The following is a 12,593-nucleotide window of genomic DNA, read 5'->3' on the forward strand; positions in this document are numbered from 1 at the left end:
TCCCTAGATTGAGGGGATGACCGACAGCTCGCCGTCCTCGTCCTCCGACCTCCTGCGCGGCTTCACCGAGGCGCAGCTGCAGGAGAAGGCGAAGGACCACCTCTGGATGCACTTCGCCCGGCAATCCGTGATGACGGACGGACCGGGTGTCCCGATCATCGTCAAGGGCGAGGGCCACCACATCTGGGATTCGCAGGGCAGGAAGTACATCGACGGATTGGCCGGGCTCTTCGTGGTCGCCGCCGGCCACGGCCGCCGGCGGCTCGCTCAGGCCGCCGCGAAGCAGGCCGAGCAGCTCGCGTTCTTCCCGATCTGGTCGTACGCCCACCCTGCGGCGATCGAGCTGGCCGACCGGATCGCCGACCACGCGCCGGGCGACCTGAACCACGTGTTCTTCTCCACGGGTGGCGGCGAGGCCGTCGAGACCGCGTTCAAGCTGGCCAAGTACTACTGGAAGCTGCAGGGGCAGCCGGGCAAGCACAAGGTCATCTCGCGCGCCGTGGCCTACCACGGCACCCCGCAGGGCGCCCTGGCCATCACCGGCATTCCCGCGATGAAGGCGATGTTCGAGCCGCTGACGCCCGGCGGCCTCCGGGTGCCGAACACGAACTTCTACCGCGCCGGCGACATGCGCGCTCCCACCGGCAGCGTCGAGGAGTTCGGCGTGTGGGCTGCCGACCGCATCGAAGAGATGATCCAGTTCGAGGGCCCGGAGACCGTGGCCGCCGTCTTCCTCGAGCCGGTGCAGAACTCCGGCGGGTGCTTCCCGCCGCCGCCCGGCTACTTCCAGCGGGTCCGCGAGATCTGCGACAGGTACGACGTGCTGCTCGTGTCGGACGAGGTGATCTGCGCCTTCGGCCGGATCGGCCACATGTTCGCGTGCGACGCGTACGGGTTCCAGCCCGACATGATCACCTTCGCCAAGGCGGTCACCAGCGGCTACGCACCCCTGGGCGGCACCATCGTCAGCGACCGGATCTACGAGCCCTTCGCCCACGGCGACCGCGCGTTCTATCACGGCTACACCTTCGGCGGACACCCGGTGTCCGCCGCCGTCGCACTGGAGAACCTCGACATCTTCGAGGAGGAGGGTCTGCTGCAGAACGTCCGCGACAATTCGCCGCTGTTCCGCTCGACCCTCGAGAAGCTCACCGACCTGCCGATCGTCGGCGACGTGCGCGGCGACGGCTACTTCTTCGGCATCGAGCTGGTCAAGGACAAGTCCACCAAGGAGACGTTCGACGACGACGAATCCGAGCGGCTCCTGCGCGGCTTCCTCTCGAAGGCGCTCTTCGACGCCGGCCTCTACTGCCGTGCGGACGATCGAGGCGATCCCGTGATCCAGCTGGCGCCGCCCCTCACGGTCGGACCGGCCGAGTTCACCGAGATCGAGCAGATCCTGCGCGACGTGCTCACAGAGGCGTCGAACCGGATCTGACCCGGATCGGCCTCGATCTGATCCGGCTCAGTCGGCGCTGGTCACCGACTGGACGTCGCCGTCGGAGTCGAGGTTGACCAGCAGCACGTCATCGGTCGAATCCGGGTCGAGCGCGTACTCCAGCACGGCGAACGGGTCAGAGCCGCCGTGCTCGTCGGCGAGGATCGTCATGCTCATGAGCTGCAGCGAGCGGATCACGTCGATGTGGGTGTCCCCCGAGATGTCGACCAGGAAGTCCTCGATCTCCTCCCCCAGCTGCTCCTGCTGCTGCAGGATGTACTCGGTCACCTCACTGGTCCGGTCGCTCAGCTCATCGACCATGGCGTTGCGGGCGCTGCGGTCGATCGTCTCGAGCGCTGACACCAGCGCGGCGGCGACATCGAGCGCCGCCTCCGACACGTCGTCCTGGTCGGGCGCGGTCAGATCGACGGTGACCGTCTGGTCGCCGAGCTCGACGTTCTCCGACCAGAAGATCGATCCGTCCGGTCCGGACTCCAGAAGTCCGAAGAAGTCGTGCTCGATCGCCATACGCCCATGAAACCAGCCTGGTGGCCGCCGCGATAGTACCGACAGGCCGTGTGTCCGCCTGTTCAGTCCACGAGGGACGCGGCGAACACGTGGGGGGTGAAGCCGGTGAGGTCCCCGATGCCCTCGCCCTGGCCGAGGAGCTTCACCGGGATGCCGGTGCGCTCCTGCACGGCGAGCACGAAACCGCCCTTGGCGGAGCCGTCCAGCTTGGTCAGCACCAGCCCGGTGACGCCCGCGTGCTGCAGGAATGCCTCCGCCTGCATGACCCCGTTCTGCCCGGTCGTCGCGTCCAGCACAAGAAGCACCTCGCTGATCGGCGCCTGCTTCTCGATGACCCGGCGGATCTTGGTGAGCTCGTCCATGAGCCCGCCCTTGGTGTGCAGGCGCCCCGCGGTGTCGACGAGCACGATCTCGGTGCCGGTGCGGATGGCGTGCTCGATCGTCTGGAAGGCGACGGATGCGGGATCCTGCCCTTCCTGCTGCGGCCGCACGATGGCCGCGCCGCCGCGGGCCGCCCAGGTAGCGAGCTGGTCCACCGCCGCGGCGCGGAACGTGTCGGCCGCGCCGACTACGACGGAGCGCCCGTAGCCCTGCAGGAACTTCGCGAACTTGCCGATCGTGGTGGTCTTCCCGACGCCGTTCACGCCCACGACGAGGACCACGGCCGGTCGCTCGGTGAGCCGGAGGGTGCTGTCGAACTTCGCGAAGTGCTCTTCGAGCGTCTCCTTCAGCATCCGCTGCAGGTCACGCGGGTCGGTCGTGCGGTAGCGCTCGACCTTCTCGCGCAGCTCGTCGACGATGCGCTCGGTGACGTCGGGGCCGAAGTCGGCGGTCAGGAGCGCGGTCTCCAGGTCTTCCCAGGTGGTGTCGTCGATCGTCGCTTTGACGAACACGCCGCGAAGGGCGCGGCCCAGTGACCAGGAGCGTTCTGCCATTGCTTCAGCCTACGGGGGTCAGCCCTTCTCGCAGGCGATGCCGTCCTTGTCGCGATCCTTGTTCTTGTTCGCGTTGTAGAGCGCGGTGTCGATCTTGGGCTTGACCTTGAAGGGCTTCGGCTTTCCCGAGACCATGTTGCTCTTCACACCCTTCTTGGCCACGCCGCCCTTGTAGACCTTGTTCAGCTCGGTGCAGTTCTTGAACACCTTCGGCTGGGCGATGTGCACGCTCTGCGTCGATACGGGGTGCGACGGCGTCGTCGCGGCGACCGCGCCGGTGAGGGGCGCGAGGACGAGGACGCCCGCGAGGGCGGCCCCGGTCAGGACACGGGAGATCTTCATGAGAAGACTCTAATGGAGAGGGCTGGTCAGACCCTGAAAACGGCGCACCGCGCTATGACGCAGCCCGCTCCCCCACGCGCTGACCGACGACCGCCGAGACGCCGTCCTGGCGCATCGAGACCCCGTAGAGCGCGTCCGCGATCTCCATCGTGCGCTTCTGGTGCGTGATCACGATGAGCTGGCTGCTCTCGCGCAGCTGTTCGAAGACGCCGAGCAGCCGACCGAGGTTCGCGTCGTCGAGGGCCGCCTCCACCTCGTCGAGGATGTAGAAGGGGCTGGGCCGCGCCTTGAAGATCGCGGTCAGCAGGGCCACCGCCGCGAGCGACCGCTCGCCACCCGACAGCAGCGACAGTCGCTCGATCTTCTTCCCGACCGGACGCACCGAGACCTCGATCCCCGTTGTGAGGGGGTCGTCGGGGTTGGTCAGCGAGATGCTCCCGGAGCCGCCGGGGAACAGGATCGGGAACACTTCGCCGAAAGCGGTCTTCGTGTCCTCGAACGCGGCGAGGAAGATCGACTGCATGCGCTCGTCGAGCTCCTCGATGATCGTCAGCAGGTCCTTGCGCGTCTGGCTCAGGTCGGCGAGCTGCTCGGTGAGGAACTTGTGCCGCTGCTCGAGCGCGGCGTATTCCTCGAGCGCGAGAGGGTTCACCCTGCCGAGCTGTGCGAGCTTGCGCTCCGCCTCCTGGAGCCGGCGCTTCTGGCCTGCGCGGTCGTAGTCCGTGGCTTCGTCGCCCGGAACCGGCTGATCCGGACCATATTCCGAAATCAGAATGTCTTCTTCGAGGCCGAGTTCCGACGCGACGCGCTCCAGCAGGCCCGTCACGTGCAGGCGCTTCTCGTGGATCTGCAGCTCGAGTCCGTGCACGCTCTCGGTGACACCGCTCAGCCGCTCGCGCAGCGCCGTGTCCTGCGCGCGCAGCTCGGCGAGCTCGACCGATACCGCTGAGCGGCTCGCTTCCGCCGCGGCCAGCTCGACGCGCGCCTGGCTGACGGAGCGGTCGACCGAGTCGAGCACCGCCGGCAGCTGCCCCGCGACCCCGGCCGCGATGTCGCGCTGCGCACGACGCACGACCGCGCGGCGTGCCGCCTCCGCCGCGGCGTCGCGCTCACGCTCGCGCTGCCGTTCGAGCTGGACCACGCGCGCCTCGCCGGCGCGGACGCGCTCTCGAAGCGTCTCGACCTCCAGTCGCGCGCCCATCTCGCCTTCGCGTGCCGCGTCCAGGGCGGCGAGCATCCCGTCGCGCGCGGACGCGTCGAGCATGGGGCGCGGCGCCTCGAGGGCCTCGGCGAGCCGGTTCTCGGCCACGCGGGCCGCGTCCTCGGCGTCGGCGACCGCGGTCTGCGCCTGGGCGAGGCTCGCCGCGAGGCGGTCACACTCCGCGACAGCGGCCTCGTGCCGGACGGTGGCCCGGTTGACCTGCTCCGTGTGGGCGGCCAGCGCGGCGTCGTGCGCGCGCAGCGTCTGCAGTGCCGTCCTGGTCCGGTGCCTGGTCTCGTCCAGTCCGCGCTGCCGGTCGCCGAGCGCCTCGCGGAGAGAATCCGCGACGACGCGGATCTCGTCCAGTCGCTCCGCGGCGGCGTCCCGCTCGGCGGCCAGCTCGAGCCGCGACCGCGAGCCGCCGCTGCCGGCGCGCAGCGAGTGCCCGGTGAACACCTCGCCGGCGCGCGTCACGACGGTGAACGTCGCGGCGGTCCCCGCCGTCAGCGCGGGTGCAGCCGCCTGCACGGCGCGGAGGTCGTCGGCGAGCAGGACGTGGGCGAGGATGCTGCGCACCCCGTCCGGCGCGGTCACCACGTCGAGAGCAGGGATGATCCCCGGGACGGACGGCACGTCGGCGGCGCGGACGGTCCCTGCGGCGATGACGATGTCGACGAGGCCGCGGTCGGCGTCGGCGACCGCCGCGGCGAGCGAGAACGCGTCGGCCGCGGTGTCGACGAGCACGCCCTCGGCGATCGGTCCGAGCACGGCGGCGATGGCTGCCTCGTAGCCTGACCGCACCTGCACCGCGTCGCCGACGAGACCGCGGATGCTGTGCCCGCCCTCCGCGATGAGGCCGGAGGCGGCGTTCTTCACGTCGAGCGCGCGGCTGAGCGCCGCTGCTTGGGCGGTGAGGGCCTCGACCTCGCGCTCGGCCGCGTGCAGCCGGTCGCGGAGGTCGGCGACGGAGGATTCTGCTTCCGCGGCGTCGCGCTGCGCGTGCTCGTAGGCGGCGGCGTACTCCGCGGATGTGCCCTCAGGCACCAGCGACGGGTCGACGCCGGCGAGGGTCTCCTCGGCATCCGCGCGTCGCGCGACGGCGGCCTCGAGGGCCTTCTCCTGGCGCTCGACGGCCGTGCGCACCGCCGCGAGGGCGGAGGCGGCGGCCTCGGCCGAGCCGCGGAGGCTGGTCAGGCGCATGTCGTGCTCGGAGACGAGCGCGCTCTGCGCGGAGATGTCGGCGTCGAGCGCATCGAGGTCGGCCCTCGCGCGCATGACCGCCCTCGCGGCGTCCGCTGCGGCGTCCTGTGCGTCGCCGAGCCCGCCGGCGATCTCGTCGATCTCGGCGCGGGCGTCGTCGATCATGCCCTGCGACACGGTCGTCCGCTCGATCGCGGTGTCGTCATCGCTCTCGGCGAGCAGCGCCAGTCGCTGGCCGGCGAGCGTGTACAGCCCGCGGAGACGCTCCTGGACCCGCTCGAGATCGAAGGCGACCCGGCGGGCGTCGTCGACGCCCTGGGACTGCTGAGCGGCCTCGAGCTCTTCGAGGCGGGCGCGCACGTTCGCGGCCTGATCCTGGAGCACCAGCCGCTCGGAGTGGCGCTCCTGCTCGCTGCGGGCGTGGTCGGCGAGCTCGGTCCGCAGCGCGACGAGCTCATCGGCGAGGAGGCGTGCCTTCGCATCGCGCACGACTGCGGCGATCGAGGCCGCCTCGCGCGCGATCTCGGCCTGCCGGCCCAGCGGCTTGAGCTGACGGCGCAGCTCGCCCGCCAGATCGCTCAGGCGGGTGAGGTTCGCCTCCATCGCGTCGAGCTTGCGGAGGGTCTTCTCCTTGCGGCGACGGTGCTTGAGGATGCCCGCCGCTTCCTCGATGAACCCGCGGCGGTCCTCCGGGGTCGCCTGCAGCACGCTGTCCAGGCGCCCCTGTCCGACGATGACGTGCATCTCGCGGCCGAGTCCGGAATCGCTCAGCAGCTCCTGCACGTCCAGCAGGCGGCAGGTGTCGCCGTTGATCGCGTACTCGCTGGCGCCGTTGCGGAAGAGGGTTCGGCTGATCGTCACCTCGGCGTACTCGATCGGCAGGGCACCGTCGCTGTTGTCGATCGTCAGCTGCACCTCCGCGCGACCGAGGGGTCCTCGCGTCGCCGTGCCGGCGAAGATGACGTCCTCCATCTTTCCGCCGCGGAGCGTCTTGGCGCCCTGCTCGCCCATCACCCAGGCGAGGGCGTCGACGACGTTCGACTTGCCCGAGCCGTTGGGACCGACGATGCAGGTCACGCCGGGCTCGAGGGCGAAGGTGGTCGGCTGAGCGAACGACTTGAACCCTTTGAGCGTCACGCTCTTCAGGTGCATGTATTCGTCCTCCGCGTCGACCGGCTCCGCCATACGCTACCGGAGCGCACGGCTCTCGCCGCGCAGGCCAGCCGGACGAATCCAGGAAAGGCACTTGACGGGGTGGCAGATCCGCACTAGCGTCAGTGCTCGCGTTCGTAGTGCGAAAGGAGGTCACCGATGATGCTAACGACTGCAACCGGCTTTACGCCGATGCTCATGCCCACTGGCGGAGTCGCTCCGGTGACCCACCGCCGCGGCGCCCTCGTCCCCACCGCCGTCTGATCGGCGCGTAGGAGGACTCTGCCCTTCGGGGCGGTTCCCGCGCTCATGTGCCGCGTTCCGCGGCCGCGCGCTCTCCCGTCGCACCTCCGGCGCCGCTCTTCCGCGCGCCCCCGGTCGCCGGGGACTTCACCACCCTCTTCCACCTCTCCTCGAAAGAGACCACTCATGAACACCACCTTGACGCAGTCCAGGTCTCTCGACCTCGACAGGCGGAATCTCGCGCTCGCTGAGCACGACTCCGCCGCGCGCCTCTCCCTCATCGACCGGCTCTCGCTGCGCATCGGCTTCGCCCTGCTGCTGCGCAGCGCCCGCCGCATCGACGGTCGTCGCGACTACGACGCCCACACGAGGGCCATCGCCCACGCGGCCGCACGCGACCTTCGCGAACGGTCAGCCGCGCAGGAGCAGTTCCTGCGCAGCATCCGCGCCTGATCCCCGCGTTCCACGAACGCTTCACACCTAGGAGACACCGATGTCAACCATCACCACCGGAGTCGAGTTCCGGCCTCTCGTCGTCCCCGACACGGTAGACGCCGCGGACGCCGGCGACTTCCTCGCCATGGTCGAGGTCCGCAACCAGGTCTATCGCGAGATCTCCGGCCACGACGACCACTCCATGCCCGCCGACGAGCTGCTCCCCCACTATCGGCCCGACCCCGACGAGGTCCGCCTCGTCTGGGTCGTGGTCGACGGGGGCAGCATCGTCGGCCGGGTCGGCGTGGACCTCCCCACGCACGAGGGGTCGCGCTCGGCGTACTGGCTGATCGAGCTGCTGCAGTCCGTGCAGGGCCGCGGGATCGGCGCGCTCGCCTACGAGCTCGTCGAGCAGGCGTCGAGGGAGAACGGCCGCACCGTGCTGCAGTCGTGGGCGGAGCATCCTGCCGCCGCCGGTGAGCGGATCGCTCCGCCCACCGGCTTCGGCGAGCTGCCGCTCGACCGCGCGGCACGCTTCTACCGGCGTCACGGCTACTCGCTGGAGCAGGTCGAGCGCAACAGCGCACTGGACCTGACCGGGTCGTTCGAGACCATCGAGCGGCTGTACGCGACCGCACGCGAGGCGTCGGCCGGATACCGGGTCGTCCAGTGGTCGCCCCCGACTCCCCCGGAGTTCGCGGAGGGCTACGGCTGGATGAAATCACGCATGAACACCGATGCTCCCGCCGCCGGCATGGAGTTCGACGAGGAGGAATGGGATGCGGCGCGCGTCGCACGCCATGACTCCAAGTACACGGAGGCCGGCCGGCTGCTACTCGTCACCGCCGCTCAGCACATCGCCACCGGCGAGCTGTGCGCGTTCAACGAGCTGGCGATCGGCAAGGACCGCACGGCCGCGTCGAGCCAGGAGGACACGCTCGTCCTGAAGGAGCACCGCGGGCACCGCCTCGGCATGCTCGTGAAGTGCGCAGGGCTGCTCGCGTGGCGCGACCTCGCGCCGGAGTCGCCGCGGATGATCACGTACAACGCCGAGGAGAACCGCCCGATGCTCGACATCAACGAGGCGATCGGGTTCGTCCCCGTCGCCTACGAGGGCGCATGGAAGAAGGAGCTGTCGTGATCAGGCAGACGACCGCACTCACGATCGAGCGCATCGCGGTCCCCGAGCACCCGATGGCGGCGGACGCCGAGCCGTTCGCCGCCATCGCCCGGATCAGCAACGCGATGTGCCGGCATGACACCGGCAACGCGAACTTCGACACGACGCCCGCCGAGATGCTCCCCGCCTGGCAGGACACGACCGATCGGCTGCATCTCGGGTTCGCGGCCCGCATGGACGGCGACATCGTCGGGATCGGCACCCTCCAGGTGCCACGCGAGGAGGGCGCGACCGATGTGGAGCTCGATCTCATCATGGATCCCGATCGCTGGGGCGAGGGCGTCGAGGACCAGCTGCTCGACCGCCTGGAGGCCGAGGCCCGTTCACTCGGCCGGTCCGTGCTGCAGACGTACACCCTGCACAGGGCGGGCAGCGACGGCACCCGGCTGACCGCGCCGACCGGCTTCGGCTCGGTCCCGCACGACCGGCAGACCGCGCTCCTGCTCGCGCACGGCTACACACTCGAGCAGATCGAGCGCAACAGCGTGCTCGACCTCACCGGCGGACTCGAGCGGCTGGAGCGGATGCAGGCCGAGGCACAGGCGTTCGCGGGCGATGACTTCCGCGTCGTCGCGTGGACGATGCCGACGCCGGACGAGTTCGCGGAGGGCTTCGCGTACGCGATCTCGCGCATGTCCACGGACGTGCCGACCGCGGGGATGGAGTGGACGGAGGAGCACTGGGACATCGAGCGGGTGCGCCGCCGGGAGGCCCGTCTCACCGCGAGCGGTCTGACGGTGTCGGTCGCGTGCGTGCAGCACGTGCCGAGCGGCCGGATCGCCGCCTACACGGAGCTGGTCATCGGCGCCGAGCCGGCGGCGGTCACGCATCAGTGGGGCACGCTCGTCCTCCGGGAGTTCCGCGGCCGGCGCCTGGGCACCCTCGTCAAGTGCGCCAACCTGCTGCGGTGGCGTTCCCTCGCACCGGAGTCGCCGCGGGTCAGCACGTTCAACGCGGAGGAGAACCGCCCGATGCTCGACGTCAACGAGGCGATGGGGTTCGTGCCGGCCTCGGTGGCCGGCGGATGGAAGAAGACGCTCGGCTGATCAGCGCAGCCGCTGGCAGTGCGGGCAGTAGTGGCTCGAGCGGTTCATGAACGACACCCGCACGATCGCGTGCCCGCAGCGAGGGCACGGCTGGCCGGTGCGTCCGTAGGCGTTGAGCGAATGCGCGAAGTAGCCCGCTTCGCCGTTGACGTTGACGTACTGCTCGTCGAAGCTCGTGCCGCCCTCGGCCAGGGCCTTCTCGAGAACGGCGCGCACCTCGGCAAGCAGCCGGGTGACCGTCCGAGCCGCCACGCGCTCCGCCGTGGTCTCCGGGTGGATCCGTGCGGCCCAGAGCGCCTCGTCGGCGTAGATGTTGCCGATCCCGCTGACGATCCCCTGGTCCAGCAGCACCCGCTTGATCGCCGAGCGGCTGCGGGCCAGCGCCGCGCGGAAGCGACGCTCGTCGAAGGCGGGGTCGAGCGGGTCGCGGGCGATGTGCGCCACCTGGCGCGGCACCAGTGCGCGCGCGTCGCCATGGCCGCCGGCCGCAGTATCCGGCGTGAGGATCAGCTGGTCGATCGCGAGCGAGCCGAACGTGCGCTGGTCGGCGAAGACGACCGCGACCTCCCCATGGACGGGATGCTGGAGGTCGAGCCGGATGCGCTCGTGGCGCTCGGGCGGGGATCCGGCCGCGCGCAGCAGCAGCTGCCCGCTCATGCCGAGATGCCCGATGAGTGCGTCCTCGCCGCCGTCGAGGGGAAGCCAGAGGAATTTGCCCCGGCGCGCGGCGGCCGTCATGAGGCGGCCGGTCAGTGCACCCTCGAACTCGGCGGCGGTGCCGGTGTGCCGGGTGAGCGCGCGGTCGTCGTGGACAGTGACGCCGGCGATGCGCGCGCCGGTGACGGCGGGGGCGAGACCGGCCCGGACGACCTCGACCTCGGGGAGCTCAGGCACGACCGCTGAGCGCGCGCCAGGCGGCCAGGGCGGCGGCCATCTCCGCATGCTTCTTGCTGGTGCCCGTGCCACGCCCGGTCGAACCGGCGACGGTCACCTCCGCCTCGAAGAGCCGCTCGTGATCCGGGCCCGTGGCGGTCACCTCGTAGACAGGGGGCGTCGCGCCTAGGCGCGCTGCGGTCTCCTGAAGCGCGGTCTTCGGGTCCATGGCCGCACCATAGCGCTCTGGGTCGTCCAGCAGCGGCTGGATCAGCCGCAGCACGAGCGCGGTCGCGGCGGCCGGGCCGGCCGAGAGGAAGGTCGCGCCGAAGACGGCCTCCATGGTGTCGGCGAGGATCGAGTCCTTGTCGCGGCCTCCGGTGAGCTCTTCACCGCGGCCGAGCCGGACGTGCTCGCCGAGCCCGATGCCGCGCGCCACCTCAGCGAGTGCGATCGTGGACACCACGGCCGCGCGCCGCTTGGCGAGCTCGCCCTCGTCGAGGTCGGGGTGCACGGTGAACAGCCGCACCGTGACGGCCTGGCCGAGAACCGAGTCGCCGAGGAACTCGAGGCGCTCGTTGTGCGGGGTCTGGCCGTTCTCGTACGCGTACGAGCGGTGCGTCAGTGCAAGCGACAGAAGCTCGGGGTCGATATCGACCCCGAGCTTCTCGGTGAGACTGTCCAACTCAGACGTCGGCGACCTTGCGGCCCTTGTACTCGAGGAACAGCTCGGTGCCCTGCGAGTCGGTGACGACCTTCGCCTGGTGAGGACGGCTGTAGACGACCTTGCCGTTCTCGATGGTCTTGACGAGCGCGGGGGCCTCGGCCTTCCACTGCGCGCGACGCGAACGGGTGTTGGAGCGGGAGACCTTCCGCTTCGGGGGGTTACCTGCCATGGCTAGCTCTCTTCTGTGTTCCGGGCGACGAGGCGCGGGGCATCGTCGTCGTGGTCTGTGGTGAAGTCCTGGAGCGCGGCCCACCGCTCGTCGGCGGGCTCGGGCTGCTCTGTTCCGGCGCTTTCGGTCAGCCGCTCGCCCGTGACCGGATCAAGGCCGGGGCAGTCCGGCTGACACACCGGCTGAAACGGAAGCGACAGGACCATCGCATCCCTGACGAGAGTTTCAAGATCCACGTGGTCGTCTTGAACCTCGAAGTCAGTTGCTTCCTCCCCAGGATACGCGAAAAGCTCCTGAAACTCGACTTCGACAGGCTCGGTGATGTCGGTCAGGCATCGGCCGCACACGCCGACGGCGGTCGCGTCCGCGGTGCCGGAGACCAGAATGCCCTCGTGGACCGACTCCAGACGCGCCTCGACGGCGATGGTCTCGCCCTCCGGGATCGCGACGAGACCCTCGCCCCACTTCTCGGGAGCGGGCACGTCGAGGGTGAATTCACGCATCTCCCCCGCGCGTCGCACGATGTCGTGCGCGGGAAGCACGAAGGGGCCGGGGCGGTGTCGTCTCACGGTCGTCAATGTTACCGGCGCGCGGGTGTGCGGAGGCTGAACGACTCAGATGCCGCGGGCGCCCGTGTCGAGGAATCGCGCGACGGCCGCGGGCACGAACGGGGAGACATCGCCGCCGAGGGCGGCCACCTGACGGACCAGCGAGCTCGACACCAGCGCGTGCGAGGGGTCGGGAAGCAGGAAGACGGTCTCGACGTCGGCGAGGTGCCGGTTGACGATCGCCATCGGTGTCTCGTAGGCGACATCCACCTGCGAGCGGATCCCCTTCACGAGGACCCCCGCGCCGACGTCGGTGACGTAGTCGACCAGCAGGCCCATGCTCCACGACGCGACGATCACCTCGCCGACGATCTCGCTCTCGGCGATCGACTGCTCGAGGAGCGTCAGTCGCTGCGCGAGCGGCAGCATCGCCTCCTTGCCGGGGTTGTGCACCACCAGCACGTGCAGCTCGTCGTAGAGCGCCGCCGCCCGGCGGATGACATCGATGTGGCCGAGCGTCGGCGGATCGAAGGACCCGGGAACCACGGCGATCCGGCTGTTCATGCGCTCAGCCTA

Annotated in this window: 13 protein-coding genes; 4 read left to right on the plus strand and 9 right to left on the minus strand. The window is 70.2% G+C overall.

Going from position 1 to position 12,593, the window contains the following annotated elements:
• Window positions 1–16: 16 nt before the first annotated feature.
• Complete coding sequence (locus tag Microterr_RS07665; RefSeq protein ID WP_263798566.1) at window positions 17–1,438, plus strand: aspartate aminotransferase family protein; 1,422 nt, start codon at window positions 17–19, stop codon at window positions 1,436–1,438.
• A gap of 27 nt (window positions 1,439–1,465) precedes the next feature.
• Here Microterr_RS07665 and Microterr_RS07670 read toward each other — a convergent pair whose 3' ends face one another.
• From Microterr_RS07670 to smc, 4 genes are all read right to left on the minus strand, one after another.
• Window positions 1,466–1,966: a DUF2004 domain-containing protein gene (locus tag Microterr_RS07670; RefSeq protein ID WP_263798565.1), complete on the minus strand. Its 501-nt coding sequence runs from the start codon at window positions 1,964–1,966 to the stop codon at window positions 1,466–1,468.
• Window positions 1,967–2,028: 62 nt separating this feature from the next.
• A complete protein-coding gene (gene ftsY / locus Microterr_RS07675) occupies window positions 2,029–2,901 on the minus strand; it encodes a signal recognition particle-docking protein FtsY (RefSeq protein WP_263798563.1) in 873 nt (290 codons plus the stop codon).
• An 18-nt stretch (window positions 2,902–2,919) separates the two neighbouring features.
• Entirely contained in the window at window positions 2,920–3,243 is a 324-nt protein-coding gene (locus Microterr_RS07680) for an excalibur calcium-binding domain-containing protein (protein WP_263798562.1), read from the minus strand.
• A 52-nt stretch (window positions 3,244–3,295) separates the two neighbouring features.
• Complete coding sequence (gene smc, locus Microterr_RS07685; protein ID WP_263798560.1) at window positions 3,296–6,796, minus strand: chromosome segregation protein SMC; 3,501 nt, start codon at window positions 6,794–6,796, stop codon at window positions 3,296–3,298.
• Window positions 6,797–7,225: 429 nt separating this feature from the next.
• Here smc and Microterr_RS07690 point away from each other — a divergent pair, with 429 nt between their 5' ends.
• From Microterr_RS07690 to Microterr_RS07700, 3 genes are read left to right on the plus strand one after another with little or no spacing between them, the layout of a single operon-like run.
• Window positions 7,226–7,492 (plus strand): hypothetical protein, encoded by a 267-nt coding sequence (locus tag Microterr_RS07690; protein WP_263798559.1) that lies wholly within the window; start codon window positions 7,226–7,228, stop codon window positions 7,490–7,492.
• 40 nt (window positions 7,493–7,532) lie between these two features.
• Complete coding sequence (locus Microterr_RS07695) at window positions 7,533–8,615, plus strand: GNAT family N-acetyltransferase (RefSeq protein ID WP_263798558.1); 1,083 nt, start codon at window positions 7,533–7,535, stop codon at window positions 8,613–8,615.
• On the plus strand, window positions 8,594–9,700 hold the full coding sequence (locus Microterr_RS07700) for a GNAT family N-acetyltransferase (protein ID WP_263798557.1): 1,107 nt from the start codon (window positions 8,594–8,596) through the stop codon (window positions 9,698–9,700). The genes Microterr_RS07695 and Microterr_RS07700 overlap by 22 nt, the downstream gene beginning before the upstream one ends.
• On the opposite strand, the gene mutM is transcribed toward Microterr_RS07700, so the two are convergent.
• The 5 genes from mutM to coaD form a co-directional block, all read right to left on the minus strand.
• A complete protein-coding gene (gene mutM, locus Microterr_RS07705) occupies window positions 9,701–10,594 on the minus strand; it encodes a bifunctional DNA-formamidopyrimidine glycosylase/DNA-(apurinic or apyrimidinic site) lyase (RefSeq protein WP_263798555.1) in 894 nt (297 codons plus the stop codon).
• Entirely contained in the window at window positions 10,587–11,258 is a 672-nt protein-coding gene (gene rnc / locus Microterr_RS07710) for a ribonuclease III (RefSeq protein ID WP_263798554.1), read from the minus strand. The genes mutM and rnc overlap by 8 nt, the downstream gene beginning before the upstream one ends.
• 1 nt (window position 11,259) lies before the next feature.
• Window positions 11,260–11,469 carry a 50S ribosomal protein L32 gene (rpmF, locus tag Microterr_RS07715; protein WP_013586329.1) on the minus strand — a complete coding sequence of 70 codons (210 nt, stop codon included), beginning with the start codon at window positions 11,467–11,469 and terminating at the stop codon, window positions 11,260–11,262.
• 2 nt (window positions 11,470–11,471) lie between these two features.
• Window positions 11,472–11,972, minus strand: a complete 501-nt coding sequence (locus Microterr_RS07720; RefSeq protein ID WP_263798548.1) for a YceD family protein — start codon at window positions 11,970–11,972, stop codon at window positions 11,472–11,474.
• A 111-nt stretch (window positions 11,973–12,083) separates the two neighbouring features.
• Complete coding sequence (gene coaD / locus Microterr_RS07725) at window positions 12,084–12,581, minus strand: pantetheine-phosphate adenylyltransferase (protein WP_263798547.1); 498 nt, start codon at window positions 12,579–12,581, stop codon at window positions 12,084–12,086.
• Window positions 12,582–12,593: the final 12 nt, after the last annotated feature.

Origin of the sequence: Microbacterium terricola, from assembly GCF_027943945.1 — a bacterium.
GTDB lineage: Bacteria > Actinomycetota > Actinomycetes > Actinomycetales > Microbacteriaceae > Microbacterium > Microbacterium terricola.